We start from the raw sequence: 22,195 nt of genomic DNA on the forward strand, positions 1-22,195 counted from the left end.
TGCATGGGCCGGCATACCGGACCGAGAGAAACGCCACAGGCGGAGGCGGTAGGCCTCGCGCGAGGCGTTCCCTACCCTCGAGTAGTGAACGCCTTCCCGCACCTCCTCGAGCCGCTCGACCTCGGTCACCTCACCCTTCCCAACCGGGTCGTCATGGGGTCGATGCACACCGGGCTCGAGGACCGGGCGCGCGACTTCCCCAAGCTCGCGGCCTTCTTCGCCGAGCGGGCGCGCGGGGGAGCGGCGCTCATCGTCACCGGCGGCTTCGCGCCCAACATCGAGGGCACGCTGCTGCCGCTCGCGTCCAAGCTGACGACCCGGCGCGAGGCCCGGCGGCACCGCGTCATCACCGACGCCGTCCACGTCGAGGGCGGCCGGGTCGCGCTCCAGCTGCTCCACGCCGGCCGCTACGCCTACACCCCGTGGTGCGTCGCCCCCTCGGCGATCAAGAGCCCGATCTCGAAGTTCCGTCCCCGTGCGCTGTCGGCACGCGGGGTCGAGCGCACCATCGCCGCGTTCGTCCGCTCCGCCCGGCTCGCCCGCGAGGCCGGCTACGACGGCGTCGAGGTCATGGGGTCCGAGGGCTACCTCATCAACCAGTTCCTCGCCCCGCGGACCAACCACCGCACCGACGAGTGGGGCGGGACGCCGGAGAAGCGCCGCCGGTTCGCCGTCGAGGTCGTGCGCCGCATCCGCGAGGAGGTCGGCCCCGACTTCCTCGTCATCTACCGGATCTCCGCGGTCGACCTCGTCCCCGACGGACAGACGTGGGACGAGGTGGCGGCGCTGGCTCGCGAGGTCGAGGCCGCAGGCGCCTCGGTGCTCAACCTCGGCATCGGCTGGCACGAGGCCCGCGTCCCGACGATCGTCACCTCCGTGCCCCGCGCCGCCTTCGCCTCGTATGCCGGCCGGCTCAAGGCCGAGACGTCGCTGCCGGTCATCGCCACGAACCGGATCAACATGCCCGAGGTCGCCGAGGGCATCCTCGGTGCGGGCGACGCCGATCTCGTCTCGCTGGCCCGGCCCTTCCTCGCCGACCCCGAGTGGGTGCGCAAGGCCGCCGAGTCGCGGGTCGACGAGATCAACACGTGCATCGCCTGCAACCAGGCGTGCCTCGACCACACCTTCCGCAAGCAGCGGGCGACCTGCCTGCTCAACCCGCGGGCCGTCCACGAGACCGAGCTCGTGCTCGGGCCGACGCGATCGGCCAAGCGCGTGGCGGTCGTCGGCGCGGGGCCGGCCGGACTGGCGTGTGCGACGGCGCTGGCCGAGCGCGGGCACTCGGTCGACCTCTTCGAGGCGCGTGACGACATCGGCGGCCAGTTCGCCATCGCTCAGCGCATCCCGGGCAAGGAGGAGTTCTCCGAGTCGATCCGCTACTTCGGGCGCCGGCTCGAGGTGACCGGCGTGCGGGTGCACCTCGGCCGGGCGGTGACGGCGGACGAGCTTCGCGAGGGCGGCTTCGACGAGGTCGTCGTCGCCACCGGTGTGGAGCCGCGGGTTCCCACGATCCCCGGCGTCGGCCACCCGTCGGTCATGACCTATGCCGAGCTCGTGCGCGGAGAGCGAGAGCCGGGTGCCCGGGTCGCGGTCGTGGGCGCGGGCGGGATCGGGGTCGACGTCTCGGAGTTCCTCACGGCCCAGCCGTCGGCAACCCTCGACCTCGACCTGTGGCGTGCCGAGTGGGGTGTGGGCGACCCGGCGGCCTCCCGTGGTGGGCTCGCGACGCCGCGCGTCGAGACGCCGAAGCACGAGGTCGTCCTGCTCCAGCGCAAGGCGAGCGGCATCGGCAAGGGCCTCGGCAAGACGACGGGCTGGGTTCACCGGGCGTCGCTCAAGGCCAAGGGCGTCGAGCAGGTGACCGGAGTGTCCTACGACCTCATCGACGACGACGGGCTGCACGTGTCGTTCGCGCCCGAGGGCGGGGGCGACGGGCCGCGGACCTCGCGGGTCATCGCGGTCGACACCGTGGTGCTGTGCGCCGGACAGGAGTCCGTCCGCACCCTCGCCGACGAGCTCGCCGACAGCGGGCTGCCGGTGCACGTCATCGGTGGCGCCGACGTCGCCGCCGAGCTCGACGCCAAGCGGGCGATCCGCCAGGGCACCGAGCTCGCTGCGCGCATCTGACTGAGCGTCCTGACCGGCCGGTCCCTGATCTCGCCTGTTGCCGCGGGCCCCTGGCGTGGCTGGGACTGGCACGCTGGCACCCATGACCGGATGGTGGTGGGTCGTCGTCGTCCTCGCGGTGCTCGGTGTCGTGCTGCTCGCCACCGGTTTCGCGTCGATGCGTGGGGCGCGTCCGTCGCCCGGCATCCGGGGCGGGTTCGGGGGACCGGCGGGCAGCTCGGACGTCGGCGCCCACCCGGGCTTCGAGGCCCCGGGCCCGACGGACCACTGGAAGGTGGGGGCGCCCCTGCGCATCGCGGGCTTCGCCGCGCTCGCCACGGCTGCGGCGCTCGGCGTCGCGCTCGCGATCGCGCGGGCCTTCTGAGCAACCGCGACCCCACGTCGTCGCGTCACACGGTCCCGCACATCGCGGTCCCGGGGCCGCGATGTGCGGGACCTTCTCGTCAGCTGCCGTCCGTGCGCACCCGGTCGGACTCGAGGACGGCCATGTAGTGCATGTCGACCCACTCGCCGTCGAAGAGCAGCGCGTCGCGCGCCGTCCCCTCGTGGACGAACCCGACCTTCTCGTAGACGTGCCGGGCCCGCGGGTTGAAGGCGTAGACCTCGAGCGAGATCCGGTGCAACCCGAGCGCCCGGAACCCGTGGTCGACGATGAGCCCGGTCGCCTCCGTCCCGAGCCCTCGGCCCCGCCCGGCGGCGCCGACGAGGGTCCGGAACCAGCACGCCCGGTTGCCCTCGTCCCAACCGGCGAGGACGACCTCGCCCACGACGTCGCCGCTCGCGTTGTCGACGACGGCGAGCACGAGGCGGTCGTCGGCGACGGCCCACTCGCCGTAGATCTCGCGCATCCGCTCGATCGGCATCGTCGGCGGGTCGGCTGCCTCCGCGCTCGTGGGGACCGAGCCGGTGAGCCGGGCGACCTCCGGGTCCTCGCGGATGATCCGGTCGATCGCGTCGGCGTCCTCGGCCCGGATGGGGCGCAGGGTCACGAGCTCGCCGACGAGCGTCGGCTTGGCCGAGAAGCCCTCGGTGGATTCAGCGGTCATGGACCGCACTGTGCCACGCGAGGGGCGTCACGGCATACGGGATTTCGCCCGTTGCGACGGCAGGGTCAGGCGGGCGGGGCGATGTCGGTCTGGGCGGGAAGGTTCGCGACACCGATCGGGCAGGTGAGGCCGTTGGGGCCGTGGTTGCAGTAGCCGTTGGGGTTCTTGTGGAGGTACTGCTGGTGGTAGTCCTCCGCGTACCAGAACGTCCCGGCGTCCTCCGCCGACGCGAGCTGGGTCGTGATGTCACCGGCGCCCGCCTTGGTGAGCTCGCCCTGGAAGGCCTCGCGGGTCGCCTTCGCGGCAGCCTCCTGCTCCGGCGTGGTCCAGAAGATCGCCGACCGGTATGCCGTGCCGATGTCGTTGCCCTGACGGTTCGCCGTCGTGGGGTCGTGATTCTCCCAGAACGCCTTGAGCAGCAGCTCGGGCGTCGTCTGCGTCGGGTCGTAGGCGACGAGGACCGACTCGGCGTGGCCGGTGCGGCCGGTGCACGTCTCCTCGTAGGTCGGGTTCGGGGTGAAGCCGCCCATGTAGCCCGCGGCCGTCGTCACGACGCCGGGGAGCTGCCAGAAGATGCGCTCTGCGCCCCAGAAGCAGCCCATCGCGACATAGAGCACCTCGGTGCCGTCCGGCCACGGGCCCTCGAGCGGCGTGCCGAGCACCCCATGCGTCGTGGGCACCGTGAAGGGGCGGCTGTCGCGGCCGGGCAGGGCCTCGGCGGCAGTGGGCATCGTGGTCTTGGCGCGCGATCCGAACATGCGGGCACTCCTCGAGGTGGTGGAGAGGGGTTCGTGGGGTTCAACGTGCTCCGACGGGCATTGTTCCCGGGCGGCCTCCGGGCCGGTGCGACGAGGTTCGGGGGCGCGACGATGGCACGGGCACGACGAGGGCACGGGCACGACGAGGGCCCGCCCTCGCGAGGAGGACGGGCCCGTCGGCGTGCGGCGCGGGTCAGACGCGCGAACGACCACCCGTGAGGGCCTTGACGCCGAAGATGAGCAGGCAGGCTCCGGCGATCGCCGTGATGAACGTCAGGATGAGGCCCGCGCCGTCGGTGTCGACACCCAGCAGGCTGAGCAGCAGCCCACCGAGGAAGGCGCCCACGATGCCGACGATGATGTTGAGCAGGATGCCCTGCTGCTCGTCGGTGTTCATGATCTTGCTGGCGATCCAGCCGGCGAGTCCGCCGATGATGATCCAGCCGATGATTCCCAGGGTTCCGGGCATGTGCGTACCTCCATGTTGGTGCTCCGCGAGTTTCGCAGAACGACCGAGACTAGGTTCGGCGGGCTGCTGGATGGGCCGTAGGGGTGTGAGAACTGCGGGCGTTACCGGAACGTGTCACTGCCCTTCGGTCCCCCGGAACTCGGTGGCCGCGGCGGACTCTGCAGAGGACCATGGGTGCCATGGCAGTCAGGATCGTCCCCGTCACGACCCTCGATCCCGCCCCGGAGGCAGCGGCGCTCGCGGAGCAGTGGAACGACGTGCTCGTGGCCTCGACCGTGGCCACCATGGGCGACGACCACGACGCCTGGTCGCTCGCGTCGCGTCGGGCCCGCGAGTCGTCGACGAGCTGGGACCACCGCTACTTCGCAGCCGTGGATGAGGGCGACCGGCTGGACGGGGGCGACGGGGTCGGCGGGGTCGACGGGGGCGCAGGCCACGGCACCGTCGTCGCCGCGGCGGAGCTCGTCCTGCCCAGGCGGGACAACCTCACCCTTGCGCTCCTGGACCTCGCCGTGCGTCCGGACCATCGTCGCCGCGGCACGGGGACACTCGTCCTCGACCACCTCGTCCGGCTCGCGCAAGAGGCGGGACGGACGACGCTCCTCACCGAGACGGCATACCCGAGCGGGGGGAGCAACCCGGGTGAGGCGTTCCTGCGGACCCACGGGTTCGAGGTCGGTCAGACGATGCAGCGCAACGACCTCGACGTCCGATCGCACCTGCCCGGCGCGGTGGCGCTGCTCGACGGCTACGCCATCGAGACCTCCACCGACGACACCCTCGACGAGTGGCTCGAGGACCGCGCACACCTCTCGAGGCGGATGAGCACCGACGCCCCCGTGGGCGACCTCGACCTCGCGGAGGAGGACTGGGACGCCGACCGCGTCCGGGAGCAGCGGGACGCGACGAGGAGGAGCAACCGTCGCGCGGTCGAGTCGGTGGCCCGCCACCTCGGCACCGGACGGCTCGTCGCCTTCACCCAGCTCCAGGTGCCGGTGGCCGAACCCGTGCTCGCCTACCAGCAGGACACGCTCGTCCTGCGCGAGCACCGCGGTCATGGTCTCGGGCAGGCGCTCAAGAGCGCGAACCTCCGGGCGGCGCGCGAGACCTTCCCCGAGATCGCCACCGTGCGGACGTGGAACGCGCAGGAGAACGGCCCGATGATCGCGGTCAACGAGGCGCTCGGCTACCGGACGACGGCGGTCCAGCGCGAGTGGCAGCGACGGCTCGGCTGAAGGAGCCGGGACCGGCGGCCGACGACGGTCGGGAGCACCCGGCATACGCTGTCCGCATGTCCGACTCGAGCAGCGACCAGACCCTCGGCTTCTCCACGCGCGCCCTGCACGCCGGGCAGGACCCGGACCCGACGACGGGCGCGGTCGTCACCCCGATCTACCAGACGTCGACCTACAAGCAGGACGGCATCGGAGGCTTCCGCAACGGCTACGAGTACAGCCGCTCGGCCAACCCGACCCGCACCGCGCTCGAGACCGGGTTCGCCGCGCTCGAGGGTGGTGAGCGCGGGTTCGCGTTCGCGTCCGGCCTCGCCGCCGAGGACACCGTTCTGCGCGCGCTGCTCAGCCCCGGCGACCACGTCGTCGTCCCGTCCGACGCCTACGGCGGCACCTACCGCCTCTTCAACCGCGTCCTCAAGCACTGGGGTGTCGACCACTCCATCGCCGCCATGGGCGACAACGAGGCCGTGCGCGCCGCGATCCAGCCGGGCAAGACCCGCGTCGTGTGGGTCGAGACACCGACGAACCCGCTCCTCGGCATCGCCGACATCGAGGCGATCGCGGCCATCGCGCACGAGGCCGGCGCGCTGCTCGTCGTCGACAACACCTTCGCCTCGCCCTACCTCCAGCAGCCGCTCTCGCTCGGCGCCGACATCGTCCTGCACTCGACGACGAAGTACTGCGGCGGCCACTCCGACGTCGTCGGCGGCGCAGTCGTCGTCGCGCACGGCGTCAAGGTCCCGTGGTTCGACGGCGAGTCCGCGAGCGACCGGGTCGCCTTCCACCAGAACTCCATGGGCGCCATCGCGGGGCCGTTCGACTCGTGGGTCGTCCAGCGGGGGCTCAAGACCCTCGCGGTCCGCATGGAGCGCCACTGCGACAACGCCGAGAGGGTCGTCGAGTTCCTCCAGGGCCACGACGGCGTCACGGCCGTGCACTACCCGGGCCTGCCCGAGCACCCCGGCCACGAGGTGGCCAAGCGCCAGATGAGGCGCTTCGGCGGCATGGTCGCGTTCCGCGTCAAGGGTGGGGAGGACGTCGCCGTGAAGGTGTGCGCCGAGACCGAGATCTGGACCCTGGGCGAGTCGCTCGGCGGCGTCGAGTCGCTGATCGAGCACCCGGGTCGCATGACGCACGCGTCGGTCGCCGGCACCGAGCTCGAGGTCCCCTCGGACCTCATCCGGCTCTCGGTCGGCATCGAGGACGTCGAGGACCTCATCGCCGACCTCAAGCAGGCGCTCGACCGGCTCACCTGAGCCACCACCGTGTCGCTCGTCCTCTGCGTCGACGTCGGGTCGACGTTCACCAAGGCCGTCCTCGTCGACGTCTCGTCCGGCGCGCTCGTGGGTGCCGCGTCGTCCCCGACGACCGTCGCGACCGATGTCATGGACGGCGTCGATGCCGTATGCCGTGAGCTCGCCACCCACGGACCCGTCGCCGAGACCCTGGTGTGCTCCTCGGCCGGTGGCGGGCTGCGGATCGCGGTCGTCGGCTACGAACGCGAGGTGACGGCCGAGGCCGGGCACCGGGTCGCGCTGTCCGCCGGCGGGCGGGTCGTCCACGTGTCGGCCGGGTCGTTGTCGGGGGAGGGGGTGCGATCGCTGCGCGCGGCCTCGCCCGACTTGGTCCTGCTCGCCGGTGGCACCGACGGCGGCAACGCGGATGTACTGCGGCACAATGCTTCTCGGCTTGCCAGCGCCCGGCTGCGTGCACCCATCGTCGTCGCGGGCAACGCGGAGGTCGCCGACGAGGTCGCGGCCGAGCTCGACCGCACTGGTCGTCGCTTCGTCGTCACGGACAACGTCCTGCCGCGCATCGGGGTCATCGCACCGGACGCTGCGCGAGGCGCGATCCGGGCAGCGTTCCTCGAGCACGTCATCGGGGGCAAGGGGCTGTCGCGTGGGCGCGGCTTCACCGAGCTCGTGCGGGCCGCGACGCCCGACGCCGTCCTGCGCGGCGTCGAGCTGCTCGCCGACGTGCGCGGGGAGGACGTCGTCGTCGTCGACATCGGTGGAGCGACGACCGACGTCTACTCCGTGCTCCGGCCCCAGGGCGAGGACGCCGAGATCGAGCGCGACGTCGCCGGCTCGATGTGGCACGAGCGCACCGTCGAGGCGGACCTCGGCATGCGCTGGAACGCCCTCGGCATCGTCGAGGTCGGACAGCGCGAGCACCTGCCCTTGTCGCCCGAGACGGTCGCGTATGCCGGCCACGTCGCCTCCGAGACCGGCCACCGTGCGTCCACGGAGTCCGAGTGGGAGTTGGAGGGTGACCTGGCGCGGGTGGCCGCGCTCGTCGCGGTGCGCCGGCACGGTCGGCCCCGCGTCGCGGGAGACCGGCCACGACCGCTCGCCGACGTCGGTCTCGTGCTCGGGTCCGGCGGGGTCTTCCGGCACGGTCCGGTGGCTCTCGCCGACGGGGTGCTGTCCGCGGTGACGTCGGACCATGCCGGCGGCTGGACGGTCCCGGCAGCGGCCGCGCGAGGCGTCGACACGGCATACGTGCTCTTCGCGTGCGGGCTGCTCGCGGACGCCCACCCGGAGGCTGCTCGGCAGCTCGCCCGGACGATCGGCTGAGCGGGACCGAGGGCGCTGCGGAACGCGCTGCGCGCCGAGCCGCGTGGCCGGGGTCCACCGTCCGGTGGACCCCGGGTCCGCCGAAAAGCGGTGGGCAGTGTCGGTGGTCACACCTACCCTCGTGGACATGAGTGAAGAATCCGCTCAACCGAGCATCCGACCGATCCTCGACCTCGTCGTCCTCGACTGCCCCGACGCCCTCGAGCTTGCCCGCTTCTATGGGGAGGTGCTCGGCTGGGGCCTCGAGTCCGACTCCGACGCCGAGTGGGCGACCCTCGAGCCGCCCGGCGGTGGCGTCTCGCCAGAGCGGCCCGACGGCCGCACGACCCTCGCCTTCCAGCGCATCGACGACTGGGTGGCACCGACGTGGCCGGGGGGTGAGCACCCGCAGCAGTTCCACCTCGACCTCGCCGTCCCGGTCATCTCCGAGGCGGAGCCGGCCGTGGTCGCCGCGGGAGCCACGGTGCACGAGCACCAGCCGAGCGAGTCCGGCGGCTTCAGGGTCTACCTCGACCCTGCCGGTCACCCCTTCTGCCTCGTGGGGAGGCCGTGATGCGCGAGGTGGTCATCGAGGCCCAGGACCTCGTCAAGAGGTTCGGCGACTTCACCGCCGTCGACGGCGTGAGCTTCGAGGTGCCCAAGGGGTCGATCTTCGGGCTCCTCGGCCCCAACGGCGCGGGCAAGACGACGACGGTCCGCATGATGACGACACTGGCCACGCCGACAAGCGGCTCGGCGCGCGTCGCCGGCCACGACGTAGCGACCGAGCCCGAGGCGGTGCGTGCCTCGATGGGGCTCACCGCGCAGAGCGCCACCGTCGACGAGCTGCTCACCGGTCGCGAGAACCTCCGCCTCATCGGCGACCTCTACGGCCTCGACCGCCGGTTCGTGCGCAAGCGCACCGACGAGCTGCTCGAGCAGTTCTCGCTCAGCGAGGCCGGCGACAAGGTCGTCAAGGAGTACTCCGGGGGCATGCGGCGGCGCATCGACCTCGCGGTGAGCCTCATCGCCCATCCGTCGGTGCTGTTCCTCGACGAGCCGACGACGGGCCTCGACCCGCGCAGCCGCGTCGAGCTCTGGGACGTCCTGCGCGACCTCGTCCGTGACGGCACGACCCTGCTCCTCACGACCCAGTACCTCGACGAGGCCGACCAGCTCGCCGACGACATCGTCGTCATCGACAAGGGCCGGATCATCGCTCAGGGCACGCCGCTCGAGCTCAAGAACCAGTCGGGCGCCGCCAGCCTCGTGGTCACCGTCTCGCGGCACGACCAGGTCCGGCAGGCGGCCGAGCTGCTGAGGGGCGTCGTCGGCGAGGTCCATGTCGACGAGGACGCCCGCAAGCTCACGGCTCCCGGTGGTGACGTCGGCGCCCTGTCCCAGGTGGCCACACGTCTCGACGACGCCTCCATCGACGTCGACGACCTCGGCATGCAGCGGCCGAGCCTCGACGACGTCTTCCTCGCCCTCACCGGCCACAAGGCCGAGGACACCAGCAACCAGGAAGAGGTGTCGGCATGAGCACCGCCACGGACGCCATCGCCATCGACCGGACGACGTCGAAGCCCCAGGGCGCCGGTCGCCTGCGCCAGATCCTCACGCTCGTGCGCCGCAACCTCACGCACATCAAGCGCCAGCCCGAGATGCTCACCGACGTGACCATCCAGCCGATCATGTTCGTGCTGCTCTTCGCCTACGTGTTCGGCGGCTCGATCAACATCCCCGGCGTCGACTACAAGCCGTGGCTGCTGCCCGGGATCATGGCGCAGACGATCGCGTTCAGCGCGTTCATCGTCGCCATCGGGCTCAACACCGACATCGGCAAGGGCATGGTCGACCGGCTCCGGTCGCTGCCGATCCAGCGCTCGTCGATCCTCGTCTCCCGTTCGATCGCGGCGCTCATCCACTCGAGCATCGGTGTCGCCGTCATGTCCGTCACCGGCCTCTTCATCGGGTGGCGGATCAACGAGGGCCTGCTGCGAGGGCTGCTCGCCTACGGGCTGCTGCTCCTGTTCGGGTTCGCGATGATCTGGGTCGGCATCCTCGTCGGGTCGGCGATGCGCTCGGTCGAGGCCGTCAACGGGCTGATGTTCACGACGATCTTCCCGATCACCTTTCTCTCCAACGCCTTCGCGCGCACCGACGTCATGCCGGTGTGGCTGCGGACGATCGCCGAGTGGAACCCGATCAGCTCGCTGGCGCAGGCGATGCGCGACAACTGGGGCATCGCCGGTCTGCCCGTGCGGGCCGACGCCCCGTGGCCGCTGCAGAACCCCGAGCTCGCGACGGTCATCTGGTCGCTCGCCATCACGGCGATCATCGCCCCGCTCGCGCTCCGCGCCTTCAACGCCCGCACCACCGACTGACCCGCGCCCCGACCTTCTCACTGACCTCGACCTGCCCTCGCAGGGCGTGGGACCCGCCGTCTGAAGTGGGGTTCCTCGGACCTCCCAGCACCGCCTCGGTGCGGTGAGGTCCGAGGTTCCGGGGTGAGGTGCGGGTGAGGTTGCGGTTGCGGTTGCGGCCACGGGTTCGGCGGTGTCACCGGGCCATCAGAGCGCGACTAACCTCGGCCTCATGACACCCACATCGTCGTCGGTGACGGTGGCCGAGATCCGTGCCGCCGCTGACCTGCTCTCCACCGTCATCGCTCCGACACCCATGGAGTTCAACCGGGGCCTGTCCCAGCGCGTCGGCGCGGACGTCTTCCTCAAGTGCGAGAACCTCCAGCGGGCCGGGTCGTTCAAGATCCGCGGCGCCTACACGCGCATGTCCAAGCTCACCGACGAGGAGAAGGCCCGCGGCGTCGTCGCCGCCAGCGCCGGCAACCACGCGCAGGGTGTCGCGCTCGCCGGCCAGATGCTCGGCATCGAGGTCAAGGTCTACATGCCGGTGCGCGCGCCCATGCCCAAGGTCCAGGCGACCAAGGCCTACGGCGCGACCATCGAGCAGGTCGGGGAGACCCTCGACGAGTCCCTCGTCCACGCCCGCGCTTGGGCCGAGGAGACCGGGGCCATCCTCATCCACCCGTTCGACCACGACGACATCGTCACCGGGCAGGGCACGTGCGGGCTCGAGATCCTCGAGCAGTGCCCCGACGTCAAGACGATCGTCGTGGGGCTCGGCGGCGGCGGGCTGCTCGCCGGCATCGCTCTCGTCATGCGCGAGCTCCGGCCCGACGTGCGGATCATCGGCGTCCAGGCCGAGCAGGCGGCGGCCTACCCCGGCTCGCTCGCCGCAGGCCACCCCGTCGCCGCGGCCAAGATGCAGACGATGGCCGACGGCATCGCCGTCGGTCTGCCCGGCGACGTGACCTTCCCCGTCGTCCGCGACCTCGTCGACTCCGTCGAGACCGTGAGCGAGGAAGGCATCTCTCGCGCGCTGCTCTTCCTGCTCGAGCGGGCCAAGCTCGTCGTCGAGCCCGCCGGTGCCTCCGCCGCCGGGTGGCTGCTGGAGAACGCCGGCACCGAGCCCATCGAGGGTCCGGTCGTGTGCGTCCTCTCCGGCGGCAACATCGACCCGCTCCTCATGATGCGGATCATCCGCCACGGCATGGTCGCCGCCGGACGCTACCTCCAGTTCTCGGTGCGCGTGCCCGACACCCCGGGGTCGCTCGCCGCGATCCTCGCCGACTGCGCCGGCGCCGACGCCAACATCCTCGAGATCGAGCACATCCGCACCGGGCCGCACATCAACGTCGACGAGGTCGAGATCGCGCTCCGGCTCGAGACCCGCGGACCCGAGCACTGCGAGCGGGTGCTTCAGGCGATGCGCGACAAGGGCTACACGATCGCCCACGAGCCCGAGTTCGCCTGACCGAGTCCACGCGCGGGCGAGGCCCCAACGTCCGGCGAGGTCACGGCATACCCACCACAGTTGCGGACGCAGCGGGTGGCGAGTGTGCAACGTCCGGCGAGGTCACGGCATACCCACCACAACTGCGGACGCAGCGGGTGGCGAGTGTGCAACGTCCGGCGAGGTCACGGCATACCCACCACAGTTGCGGACGCAGCGGGTGGCGAGTGTGCAACGTCCGGCGAGGTCACGGCATACCCACCACAACTGCGGACGCAGCGGGTGGCGAGTGTGCAACGTCCGGCGAGGTCACGGCATACCCACCACAGTTGCGGACGCAGCGGGTGGCGAGTGTGCAACGTCCGGCGAGGTGACGGCATACCCACCACATCTGCGGACGCAACCGCAGGTGAGAGCGCAAGCGAGAGGGCGCCCACCCCGCAACGGGGTGGGCGCCCTCTGGCGTCCGGTGGGGACGGGTCAGCCGGTGTAGGGCTTCGCGTCGAGGATCTTGACCTCGATCTGCTTGCCGTTGGGGGCCTCGTAGGTCACGGTGTCGCCGGCCTTGTGGCCGTTGACCGCCGCGCCGATGGGCGACTGCTCGCTGTAGACCTGCAGGGTGCCGTCCGCGATCTCCCGCGAGCCGAGGAGGAAGGTCTCCTCGTCGCCGAAGATCTCCGCGGTGACGACCATGCCGGGCTCGACGACACCGTCGTCGGGCGGGGTCTCGCCGATGATGGCGTTCTCGAGCAGCTGGGTGAGCTGGCGGATGCGGGCCTCGTTCTTGCCCTGCTCCTCACGCGCAGCGTGGTAGCCACCGTTCTCCTTGAGGTCACCCTCCTCGCGCGCCGCCTCGATCTTGGCGACGATGTCGGCACGACCCGGACCGGAGAGCTGCTCGAGCTCGGCCTTGAGGCGGTCGTACGCCTCCTGGGTCAGGTAGCTCGCCTTGACGACGGTCTCGCTCACAGAAGTTCACTCCTCGGGTGCCCGGAACCGGGGCGACGTGCGCCGCCTGCGTCCGGGGGTGGTGGTCCTACGTGAAAGGGCCCGGGGCTCGAACCTCTGCTTGGTTCGGTGGGCCCCAGACCCGGTGGTGCAAAGAACAAGGATAACAACGCACCCGCCCAAAAGCACGTCGTCTCGGGACGTCGAGCCCGAACCGGAGCCTCAGGGCACGCGCACGCAGGACGCGACGACACCGGTCACCGCGCGGGCGCTCGTGCGCACCGTGACCTCACGGTGCACCGACCGCGCACCCGCGGGCACGTCGTCGGTCGTCGTGCCGACCCGGCCGTGGCGCACGTCCTGCGCCTCGATCGTGCAGCGCACCGCGGCCCCGTCCGGACGGTGCACGTCGTAGTCGAGCTCGAGCACCGAGTCGGAGACGACCCGGTATGCCGTGACGTCGGCACTGAGCGCGTTGGCCGACGCGAGCCCGAACCAGACGACCCCGGCGACCATGACACCCACGCCGAGGATCCCGACGACCCACCAGTGCGCGGTGCCGGGGGCGGGGCGGGGGAGCGGCATGCGGGAGTCCTGGTCCTGTCGACGGGGCTCGCACGGGCGCGTCGGCCGGGTGCGAAGATGGTGGCCGCGTCCATTGTCGCCTGCGCGACTCCCCGAGCCCGAAGGACCCTCGAAGTGTCAGACCGCCTCCGTCTCATGTGCGTCCACGCGCACCCCGACGACGAGTCGAGCAAGGGCGCCGCCGTCATGGCGAAGTACGTCGACGAGGGCCACGAGGTGCTCGTCGTCTCGTGCACCGGCGGCGAGCGCGGCGACATCCTCAACCCCCAGCTCGCCCACGACCCGCACATCCTGCGCGACCTCGCCCAGGTCCGCCGCGACGAGATGCGCCGCGCCCAGGAGATCCTCGGCGTCCAGCACACGTGGCTCGGCTTCGTCGACTCCGGCCTGCCCGAGGGCGACCCGCTGCCACCGCTGCCCGAGGGCTGCTTCGCGCTCGAGCCGCTCGAGGTGACGACCGAGGCCCTCGTGCGCGAGATCCGCCGCTTCCGACCGCACGTGATGACGACCTACGACGAGAACGGCGGCTACCCCCACCCCGACCACATCATGTGCCACGTCGTCTCGATGGCCGCCTTCGAGGCGGCCGGTGACCCCACGGCATACCCGTCGGCGGGGGAGCCGTGGCAGCCGCTCAAGATCTACTACAACCAGACCTTCAGCCGGGGCCGCGTCGTCGCCTTCCACGAGGCGCTCACCGCCCTGGGCGAGGAGAGCCCGTATGCCGCGTGGCTCGAGAACTGGGACCCCGAGCGCGAGCGGACGGTGACGACCCGGATCCGGGCCGAGAAGTGGTTCGACCGGCGCGACGCCGCCCTGCTCGCGCACGCGACGCAGATCGACCCCGACGGCACCTTCTTCAAGGTGTCGCGCGAGGAGCAGGCGCGGGTGTGGCCGTGGGAGGACTACGAGGCCGGCCTGTCCTACGTCCCGATCGTCGAGGGCGAGGACGACCTCTTCGCCGGCCTGCCGACCGACGTCGCCGAGGCCGACGCGATGGCGACCTCGGGCTCGCTCACGATCGCCTACGACGGACGCAAGGAGCGCACCGCATGATCCTCGACCGACTGCTCGTCGCGGCCGCGCCGCTCTCGCCGTCGCCCTCGCCGAGCCCGACGGACGACCTCACGCCGAGCCAGCAGGCGGCGCCGGGGCTGTGGGCCTTCGTCGCGTTCCTCTTCCTCGTCATCGCCCTGTGGCTGCTGATGCGCAACATGAACGCCCGGCTGCGGCGCATGTCCTACAAGCAGAAGGCCGCCGAGCAGGAGGCTGCCGACCGCGTCGCCGGTGATGGGGGTCGCAGCCGGAACGGCGGCCGCAGCGGCGACGGCGTTCGCGGCCGCGAGCAGACCACGGGTCGGCAGGGCCCGCCGGTCGCGGAGTCAGGCCCGGTCGTAGAGGGCGATGGACGCGGCGATGTAGTGGGCGACGAACGCGAGGATCGTTAGCGCGTGGAAGATCTCGTGGAACCCGAACCAGCGCGGTGACGGGTTCGGCCGCTTGATCCCGTAGACGACGGCGCCGAGCGTGTAGAGCACGCCCCCGACGACGACGAGGGTCACCACAGTCGTGCCGGCGTGCTGGAGCAGCGGCCCGAGGAAGAAGACCGCCACGGAGCCGAGTGCGACGTAGACCGGCACGTAGAGCCAGCGGGGTGCGTGGATCCACACGAGGCGGAAGACGACGCCGAGCACGGCTCCGCTCCAGACGATGGCGAGCAGGGTGCGGGCCTGGTCGGAGGGCAGGAGCAGCGCGAACGGCGTGTAGCTGCCCGCGATGATGAGGAAGATGTTGGAGTGGTCGATCCGCTTGAGGGCCGTGCCCCAGCGCGGTGACCACGTGCCTCGGTGGTAGACCGCCGACATCGAGAAGAGCAGGACGGCCGTGACGGTGAAGACCGCCGCCGCGGCGCGCGCCTGCACGGTGTCGCCGAGGACGACGAGCACGAGGCCGCCGATGAAGGCGATCGGCGCCATGGCGAGGTGCAGCCAGCCGCGCAGCTTGGGCTTGACGGCCTCGAGCACGGCGTCGACGCGCTCCTCGAGGGCGTCGAGCGTGCGGGGCTCGCGTGAAGTACTCATGACCGGACCAACGATACCTACGTTTGCGTAGGTTCGGTCCCGCAGCGACGTGCCCTGCGTCTCCTTTGCGCCCGGCGGTACGGTGACCGCATGGCGCTCAGCGATGTCCTCTATGCGGCATACGAGCGTCGTCTGGCCAGGCACCTGGGTCCCGAGAGCGTGCCGCGGCACGTCGGCGTCATGCTCGACGGCAACCGTCGCTGGGCCAAGGCACGGGGCGCCGGGACAAGCGAGGGCCATCAGGCCGGCGCCGACAACATCGCCAACCTCCTCGGCTGGTGCGAGGAGGTCGGCGTCGAGGTCGTCACTCTCTGGCTGCTCTCGACCGACAACTTGGGCCGCGCCGAGTCCGAGCTGCGCCCGCTGCTCGGGATCATCGAGCGGGCAGTCGACGCGCTCGCCGACGCCGGGCGCTGGCGGCTGCACGTGGTCGGTGCCCTCACCCTGCTGCCAGAGGCCACCCGCGAGCGACTCGAGGCCGCGGCGGCACGCACCGCCGACGTCGACGGGATGCTCGTCAACGTCGCCGTGGGCTACGGCGGACGCCGCGAGATCGCCGACGCGGTGCGCTCCCTGCTGCTCGAGCATGCCGACCTCGGCACCTCGATCGAGGAGCTCGCCGAGATCCTCGACGTCGAGCACATCGCCGAGCACCTCTACACCAAGGGCCAGCCGGACCCCGACCTCGTCATCCGCACCTCGGGGGAGCAGCGGCTCGGCGGGTTCCTCCTGTGGCAGAGCGCGCACTCGGAGTTCTACTTCTGCGAGGCCTACTGGCCCGACTTCCGGAAGGTCGACTTCCTGCGTGCGCTGCGGGCCTTCGGGGAGCGGCACCGGCGCTTCGGCACCTGACGCACCTGACGCATCGGCCTCACCCGTCACACCCGTCACGCATCCGCGGAGACGCGCGGGGGAACGCGCGATGAACTCGTCTCGACACGCCGCGAGGGTCCGTATGCCGGGTGGTCGGCGGTCGTAGCGTCACGACTGACGCACCACCCCGGTGCGTTCGGGAGGCCCATCGCATGGAGCACACCACGCTCCGGAGGAGGGACCACTCTCGGCTCCCTGCTCATGGCAGTGGGTCGACCGGGTTCCACACCTTCGAGCCGGCGCACGACGTCAGCGTGCGCGCCTAGGAGCCCTGCCGTGGCCACGACCTCGCCTTCGACCGCTTCCTCCCCGACGACCACCGCCGGGAGTCCCCGGCGCAAGCGCGCGGCCGCCACCGCCACGGTCGCCGAACCGGCGCTGCGGACCTACGTCCTCGACACCTCGGTCCTCCTCTCCGACCCGCGGGCGATCCTGCGCTTCAAGGAGCACGAGGTCGTCCTCCCCGTCGTCGTCGTCACCGAGCTCGAGGCCAAGCGGCACCACCCGGAGCTGGGCTACTTCGCCCGGACCGCGCTCCGCCTGCTCGACGACCTGCGCATCCAGGCGGGCCGGCTCGACGCCCCCGTCGCCGTCGGAGAGGACGGCGGCACCCTGAGGGTCGAGCTCAACCACACGGACCCGTCGTCGCTGCCCGCCGGCTTCCGCCTCGGCGACAACGACACCCGGATCCTCTCGGTCGCCAAGAACCTCTCCAACGAGGGCCGTGCGGTGACCATCGTCAGCAAGGACCTGCCCATGCGGGTCAAGGCGTCCGCCTGCGGCATGGAGGCCGAGGAGTACCGCGCCGAGCTCGCCGTCGACTCCGGCTGGACCGGCATGGCGGAGGTCGAGGTGACGACCGAGGAGATGGACCACCTCTACGAGTACGGCCGCCTCGAGCACCTCGGCGCCGCCGAGATGCCGTGCCACACCGGCCTCAAGCTGCTCTCGCCGCGAGGCAGCGGCCTCGGCCGGGTCGGCGCCGACAAGCAGGTTCGCCTCGTCAAGGGCGACCGCGACGCCTTCGGCCTCCACGGCCGCAGCGCCGAGCAGCGGATCGCGCTCGACATCCTCCTCGACCCCGACATCGGCATCGTCAGCCTCGGCGGCCGCGCCGGCACCGGCAAGTCCGCGCTCGCGCTCTGCGCCGGGCTCGAGGCGGTCATGGAGCGGCGCCAGCAGCGCAAGGTCGTCGTCTTCCGCCCGCTCTACGCCGTCGGCGGCCAGGAGCTCGGCTACCTGCCCGGCTCCGAGCAGGAGAAGATGAACCCGTGGGGCCAGGCGGTCTTCGACACCCTCTCCGCCCTCGTCTCGCGCGAGGTCGTCGAGGAGGTCCTCGACCGCGGGATGCTCGAGGTCCTGCCGCTGACCCACATCCGCGGACGCTCGCTCCACGACGCGTTCGTCATCGTCGACGAGGCGCAGTCGCTCGAGCGCAACGTCCTGCTGACCGTGCTCTCGCGCATCGGCCAGAACTCCAAGGTCGTCATGACCCACGACGTCGCCCAGCGCGACAACCTCCGCGTCGGTCGCCACGACGGTGTCGCCGCGGTCATCGAGAAGCTCAAGGGCCACCCGCTCTTCGCGCACGTCACCCTGACCCGCAGTGAGCGCAGCCCCATCGCCGCGCTCGTCACCGACCTCCTCGAGTCCGAGGACGGGCTCGCCTGAGCGGTCCCGCACCACGCACGACCCCGTATGCCGGCCCACGCACTGCGTGGGCCGGCATACGGGCTTTCGGGGGACCAAGGTCCGGGGCGTGAGTGGAGCACCCCCGGCTCCGTGGTGCCGGAGGCGTCTGAGCACAACGGGCACCCCGTTTTGGTCCTTCGTGGGGTCATCGCGTACGTTGGTCTCGATTTGGTAACGCAGCCCGACTGCTTCGACAGCCGGGCTCTTCTGTGTGATGGAGAGGAAACTTCGAATGAGCAGCCGGTACCGCGGTCGTCACCGCGGGCGCCACGCGCGTCCATCCGAAGCCCCCCTGACCGTCGCCCTTGGCGTCGCCCGCCGCCCGGCCGTGACCGCCGGCCTGGCCCTCGCGCTCGTCGGTACGGGCGCTGTCGGGGTCAACGCCAGCGACGCCGTCGCCGACTCCGAGCCCTTCGCGCTGAGCAATGCGGCCGCGATGCAGGCGGCCCTCTCGGCCCGCGAGAGCACGAGCGACAGCGCCCGCATCTCCCGGGACCGCGCCGGGGTCAACACCCAGCGCGCGGCCGCCAACGCCAAGGCCGAGGCCGCCGCCAAGGCCAAGGCCGCCGCCGACGCTGCCGCCGCCAAGGCGAAGGCCGACGCGCTCGCCAAGGCCCGCGCCGCCGCCGCCCAGAAGGCCGCCCGCGACAAGGCCCGCGCCTCCGCGATCGCCAACGCCCAGCAGGACCCGCGCTCGGCCGCCCGTGCGCTCATGGCCGACCACGGCTGGGGGGACAGCCAGTGGCGCTGCCTCAACCTCCTCTGGGAGGGCGAGAGCTCGTGGGACTACACCGCCGAGAACTCCTCCTCGGGCGCCTACGGCATCCCGCAGAGCCTGCCGGCCCGCAAGATGGCGAAGTTCGGCGCGGACTACCGCACCAACCCGATCACCCAGATCAGGTGGGGCCTCTGGTACATCGACCAGTCCTACGGCTCCCCGTGCAACGCCTGGGACTTCTGGAACGCCCGCTACCCGCACTGGTACTGAGCGGCACCCGCCCAGCACGACGCAGAACGCCGGACCCCGACGGGTCCGGCGTTCTGCGTTCCGTGCCTCGCCTCTCGCAGCGAGGGGTCGGTCAGAGCCGGCGGAGCCGGATGTGGGTGACCGCGTGGTCCGCGCCCTTGGAGAGCACGAGGGTGGCCCGGTCGCGGGTCGGCTCGACGTTGCGCAGGAGGTTGGGCTCGTTGATCCGCTCCCAGATGCCCGACGCGGTCTCGCGCGCCTGCGAGTCGGTGAGCCCGGCGTAGCGGTGGAAGTAGGACTCGGGGTCGGCGAACGCGGTCTCGCGCAGCCGGAGGAAGCGCTCGACGTACCACTCGCGCAGCTGCTCGACGGGGGCGTCGACGTAGACCGAGAAGTCGAAGTAGTCCGAGAGCACCTGGCGCGTGCGCTGGTCCGAGCGCACCGTCGCCGGCTGGAGGACGTTGAGCCCCTCGACGATGAGCACGTCGGGCTGGTCGACGACGATCTCGGCCCCCGGGACGATGTCGTAGGTGAGGTGCGAGTAGACCGGAGCCGGGACGGACGGCATACCGGACTTCACGTCGGCGACGAAACGAAGAAGGGCGCGGCGGTCGTAGGACTCGGGAAAGCCCTTGCGCTGCAGCAGTCCTCGCGCCTCGAGCTCGGCGTTGGGGCGCAGGAAGCCGTCGGTCGTGATGAGGTCGACGCGGGGCGTCTGGGGCCAGCGACGCAGCAGCTCGCGCAGGACGCGCGCCGTCGTCGACTTGCCGACGGCCACCGAGCCGGCGATGCCGATGACGAAGGGCACCTTGGCCGGGCGCTCGCCGAGGAAGTCGGTCGTCACGCGGTGCAGGCCGGCCGTCGCGTTGACGTAGAAGGAGAGCAGGCGGGAGAGCGGGAGGTAGACCTGCTCGACCTCGCGCAGGTCGACCCGGTCGCCCAGGCCGCTGACCCGGGCGACGTCGTCGGGGGTGAGGCTGAGCGGGTGGTTGTCGCGCCTCGCGGCCCAGTCCTCACGGCTGAAGTCGAGGTAGGGGGAGGGCAACGGCGCCGTGGTTCCCGGCATCGCGCCGGGCTCGGCGGGTGTGGCAGACACGCGGGCCATTGTGGCGTAACGCCGACGGTTCGGGGGCGGGGGAGCGAGCCATTACGCTTGCGGCCATGTGTGGAATCGTCGGATACGTCGGCCCGGCCATGGACTCTCGCGCGGAGGGCGTCGTCATGGAGGGCCTCGCCCGCCTCGAGTACCGCGGCTACGACTCGGCCGGCATTGCCCTCGTCACCGAGGACGGCGTCGAGTCGCAGAAGCGGGCCGGCAAGCTCGAGAACCTGCGCGGTGCGCTCGACGCGCAGCCGCTCGCGACCTCGCGCACGGCGATCGGCCACACCCGTTGGGCGACCCACGGCGGCCCGACCGACGGCAACGCCCACCCGCACCGCGGCGGCAGCGACGACAAGCTCGCGCTCATCCACAACGGCATCATCGAGAACTTCCACGCGCTCAAGAAGGGGCTTCTCGCCGAGGGCGTGACCTTCGACAGCGAGACCGACACCGAGGTCGCCGCCAAGCTCGTCGGCCGCGCCTTCGACGAGACCGGTGACCTCACGACCGCGATGCGCCAGGTCGTCGGGCGCCTCGAGGGTGCCTTCACCCTCCTCGCCGTCCACGCCGACCAGCCCGGTGTCGTCGTCGGCGCCCGCCGGAACAGCCCGCTCGTCGTCGGGCTCGGCGAGGGCGAGAACTTCCTCGGCTCCGACGTCGCGGCCTTCATCGGCTACACCCGGCACGCCCTCGAGCTCGGGCAGGACCAGATCGTCACGATCACGCCCGACGGCCACGACGTCATCAACTTCGACGGTTCGCCCGCCGAGGGCAAGGCCTACGAGGTGACGTGGGACGCCGCCGCCGCCGAGAAGGGCGGCTACCCGACCTTCATGGAGAAGGAGATCTTCGACCAGCCGCACGCGGTCGGCGACACCCTCCTCGGCCGCACCGACGAGAGCGGCCGCCTCGTCCTCGACGAGCTGCGCATCAGCGAGGAGCAGCTCAAGAACGTCGACCGCATCACCGTCGTCGCCTGCGGCACCGCCGCCTACGCCGGCATGGTCGCCAAGTACGCCATCGAGCACTGGACCCGGATCCCCGTCGAGGTCTCGCTCGCCCACGAGTTCCGCTACAGCGACCCCATCGTCAACGAGCGCTCACTCGTCGTGAGCATCAGCCAGTCCGGCGAGACGATGGACACGCTCATGGCCGTCAAGCACGCCCGCGAGCTCGGCGCCCTGACGATCTCGGTGTGCAACACGCACGGCTCGACGATCCCGCGCGAGTCCGACGCCGTCCTCTACACACACGCCGGTCCGGAGATCGCGGTCGCGTCGACCAAGGCCTTCCTCGCCCAGATCACCGCCTGCTACGTCCTCGGCCTCTACCTCGCGCAGCTGCGCGGCGGCACCTACGCCGACGACGCCCAGGCCGTGATGAAGGAGCTGCACGAGGTCCCGGCCAAGATCGAGGACCTCCTCGGCACGATGGAGCGGGTCAAGGAGATCGCGCGCTTCATGGCCGACACCCGCTCGGTGCTCTTCCTCGGCCGCAACGTCGGCTTCCCCATCGCGATGGAGGGGGCGCTCAAGCTCAAGGAGCTCGCCTACATCCACGCCGAGGGCTTTGCGGCCGGCGAGCTCAAGCACGGCCCGATCGCGCTCATCGACGCCGGCCAGCCGGTCTTCATCGTCGTGCCCGGTCCCGACACCCCGCACGACCTCCACAAGAAGGTCGTCTCCAACATCCAGGAGATCCGCGCCCGCGGCGCCCGCACCATCGTCATCGCGCAGGAGGGCGACGAGGACGTCGTGCCCTTCGCCGACGAGGTCATCCGCGTGCCCCAGACGTCGCCGCTGCTCCAGCCGCTGCTCACGGTCGTGCCGCTCCAGGTCTTCGCGCTGCACCTCTCCACCGCCAAGGGCCTCGACGTCGACCAGCCGCGCAACCTGGCCAAGTCCGTCACCGTCGAGTGATCGGGTGCCGGTGACGAGCGGG

Annotated in this window: 22 protein-coding genes; 15 read left to right on the forward strand and 7 right to left on the reverse strand. The window is 71.4% G+C overall.

Annotation, left to right across the window (positions count from 1 at the left end; genetic code table 11):
• Positions 1–84: 84 nt before the first annotated feature.
• Both ACOJV7_RS11535 and ACOJV7_RS11540 read left to right on the forward strand, forming a co-directional pair.
• Positions 85–2,127, forward strand: a complete 2,043-nt coding sequence (locus ACOJV7_RS11535; protein ID WP_420190290.1) for an FAD-dependent oxidoreductase — start codon at positions 85–87, stop codon at positions 2,125–2,127.
• Between the two features lie 82 nt (positions 2,128–2,209).
• Entirely contained in the window at positions 2,210–2,491 is a 282-nt protein-coding gene (locus tag ACOJV7_RS11540; RefSeq protein WP_420190291.1) for a hypothetical protein, read from the forward strand.
• Between the two features lie 79 nt (positions 2,492–2,570).
• Here ACOJV7_RS11540 and ACOJV7_RS11545 read toward each other — a convergent pair whose 3' ends face one another.
• From ACOJV7_RS11545 to ACOJV7_RS11555, 3 genes are all read right to left on the reverse strand, one after another.
• Positions 2,571–3,173: a GNAT family N-acetyltransferase gene (locus ACOJV7_RS11545; RefSeq protein ID WP_420190292.1), complete on the reverse strand. Its 603-nt coding sequence runs from the start codon at positions 3,171–3,173 to the stop codon at positions 2,571–2,573.
• Between the two features lie 65 nt (positions 3,174–3,238).
• Entirely contained in the window at positions 3,239–3,931 is a 693-nt protein-coding gene (gene msrA, locus ACOJV7_RS11550; protein WP_420190293.1) for a peptide-methionine (S)-S-oxide reductase MsrA, read from the reverse strand.
• A gap of 193 nt (positions 3,932–4,124) precedes the next feature.
• Positions 4,125–4,400, reverse strand: a complete 276-nt coding sequence (locus ACOJV7_RS11555) for a GlsB/YeaQ/YmgE family stress response membrane protein (protein WP_420190294.1) — start codon at positions 4,398–4,400, stop codon at positions 4,125–4,127.
• Positions 4,401–4,579: 179 nt separating this feature from the next.
• Here ACOJV7_RS11555 and ACOJV7_RS11560 point away from each other — a divergent pair, with 179 nt between their 5' ends.
• The 7 genes from ACOJV7_RS11560 to ilvA all read left to right on the forward strand — a co-directional run bounded on the left by ACOJV7_RS11560 (position 4,580) and on the right by ilvA (position 12,027).
• Positions 4,580–5,635, forward strand: a complete 1,056-nt coding sequence (locus ACOJV7_RS11560; protein WP_420190295.1) for a GNAT family N-acetyltransferase — start codon at positions 4,580–4,582, stop codon at positions 5,633–5,635.
• A gap of 56 nt (positions 5,636–5,691) precedes the next feature.
• The gene (locus tag ACOJV7_RS11565; protein WP_420190296.1) at positions 5,692–6,891 is read left to right on the forward strand and encodes a cystathionine gamma-synthase; all 1,200 of its coding nucleotides are present in this window, start codon (positions 5,692–5,694) and stop codon (positions 6,889–6,891) included.
• A 9-nt stretch (positions 6,892–6,900) separates the two neighbouring features.
• A complete protein-coding gene (locus ACOJV7_RS11570) occupies positions 6,901–8,211 on the forward strand; it encodes a glutamate mutase L (RefSeq protein ID WP_420190297.1) in 1,311 nt (436 codons plus the stop codon).
• Positions 8,212–8,338: 127 nt separating this feature from the next.
• On the forward strand, positions 8,339–8,764 hold the full coding sequence (locus ACOJV7_RS11575; protein WP_420190298.1) for a VOC family protein: 426 nt from the start codon (positions 8,339–8,341) through the stop codon (positions 8,762–8,764).
• Positions 8,764–9,732, forward strand: coding sequence for an ATP-binding cassette domain-containing protein (locus tag ACOJV7_RS11580; protein WP_420190299.1), 969 nt, complete (start codon positions 8,764–8,766; stop codon positions 9,730–9,732). Before ACOJV7_RS11575 ends, ACOJV7_RS11580 begins: the two co-directional genes overlap by 1 nt.
• A complete protein-coding gene (locus tag ACOJV7_RS11585; RefSeq protein WP_420190300.1) occupies positions 9,729–10,577 on the forward strand; it encodes an ABC transporter permease in 849 nt (282 codons plus the stop codon). Before ACOJV7_RS11580 ends, ACOJV7_RS11585 begins: the two co-directional genes overlap by 4 nt.
• 211 nt (positions 10,578–10,788) lie before the next feature.
• A complete protein-coding gene (ilvA, locus tag ACOJV7_RS11590) occupies positions 10,789–12,027 on the forward strand; it encodes a threonine ammonia-lyase (protein WP_420190301.1) in 1,239 nt (412 codons plus the stop codon).
• A 459-nt stretch (positions 12,028–12,486) separates the two neighbouring features.
• On the opposite strand, the gene greA is transcribed toward ilvA, so the two are convergent.
• Positions 12,487–12,975 carry a transcription elongation factor GreA gene (gene greA / locus ACOJV7_RS11595; RefSeq protein ID WP_420190302.1) on the reverse strand — a complete coding sequence of 163 codons (489 nt, stop codon included), beginning with the start codon at positions 12,973–12,975 and terminating at the stop codon, positions 12,487–12,489.
• Between the two features lie 201 nt (positions 12,976–13,176).
• Positions 13,177–13,539, reverse strand: coding sequence for a DUF4307 domain-containing protein (locus ACOJV7_RS11600; RefSeq protein WP_420190303.1), 363 nt, complete (start codon positions 13,537–13,539; stop codon positions 13,177–13,179).
• A 114-nt stretch (positions 13,540–13,653) separates the two neighbouring features.
• Here ACOJV7_RS11600 and mca point away from each other — a divergent pair, with 114 nt between their 5' ends.
• A complete protein-coding gene (mca, locus tag ACOJV7_RS11605) occupies positions 13,654–14,595 on the forward strand; it encodes a mycothiol conjugate amidase Mca (protein ID WP_420190304.1) in 942 nt (313 codons plus the stop codon).
• Positions 14,592–14,987 (forward strand): hypothetical protein, encoded by a 396-nt coding sequence (locus tag ACOJV7_RS11610; protein ID WP_420190305.1) that lies wholly within the window; start codon positions 14,592–14,594, stop codon positions 14,985–14,987. The genes mca and ACOJV7_RS11610 overlap by 4 nt, the downstream gene beginning before the upstream one ends.
• Here the strand turns inward: ACOJV7_RS11610 and trhA are convergent.
• Complete coding sequence (trhA, locus tag ACOJV7_RS11615; RefSeq protein WP_420190306.1) at positions 14,922–15,620, reverse strand: PAQR family membrane homeostasis protein TrhA; 699 nt, start codon at positions 15,618–15,620, stop codon at positions 14,922–14,924. The genes ACOJV7_RS11610 and trhA overlap by 66 nt on opposite strands.
• A 90-nt stretch (positions 15,621–15,710) precedes the next feature.
• Between trhA and ACOJV7_RS11620 the strand changes: the two genes are divergently transcribed.
• The 3 genes from ACOJV7_RS11620 (at position 15,711) to ACOJV7_RS11630 (ending at position 19,173) form a co-directional block, all read left to right on the forward strand.
• Complete coding sequence (locus ACOJV7_RS11620; RefSeq protein WP_420190307.1) at positions 15,711–16,472, forward strand: isoprenyl transferase; 762 nt, start codon at positions 15,711–15,713, stop codon at positions 16,470–16,472.
• Positions 16,473–16,871: 399 nt separating this feature from the next.
• Positions 16,872–18,164, forward strand: a complete 1,293-nt coding sequence (locus ACOJV7_RS11625) for a PhoH family protein (RefSeq protein WP_420190407.1) — start codon at positions 16,872–16,874, stop codon at positions 18,162–18,164.
• A 253-nt stretch (positions 18,165–18,417) separates the two neighbouring features.
• Positions 18,418–19,173, forward strand: coding sequence for an aggregation-promoting factor C-terminal-like domain-containing protein (locus tag ACOJV7_RS11630; RefSeq protein ID WP_420190308.1), 756 nt, complete (start codon positions 18,418–18,420; stop codon positions 19,171–19,173).
• A 91-nt stretch (positions 19,174–19,264) separates the two neighbouring features.
• Here the strand turns inward: ACOJV7_RS11630 and coaA are convergent, their stop codons facing one another.
• Complete coding sequence (gene coaA / locus ACOJV7_RS11635) at positions 19,265–20,257, reverse strand: type I pantothenate kinase (RefSeq protein WP_420190309.1); 993 nt, start codon at positions 20,255–20,257, stop codon at positions 19,265–19,267.
• A gap of 56 nt (positions 20,258–20,313) precedes the next feature.
• Between coaA and glmS the strand changes: the two genes are divergently transcribed.
• The gene (glmS, locus tag ACOJV7_RS11640) at positions 20,314–22,173 is read left to right on the forward strand and encodes a glutamine--fructose-6-phosphate transaminase (isomerizing) (protein ID WP_420190310.1); all 1,860 of its coding nucleotides are present in this window, start codon (positions 20,314–20,316) and stop codon (positions 22,171–22,173) included.
• Positions 22,174–22,195: the final 22 nt, after the last annotated feature.

The organism is Knoellia tibetensis (genome assembly GCF_048606415.1).
In the GTDB taxonomy this organism is placed as follows: domain Bacteria; phylum Actinomycetota; class Actinomycetes; order Actinomycetales; family Dermatophilaceae; genus Knoellia; species Knoellia tibetensis.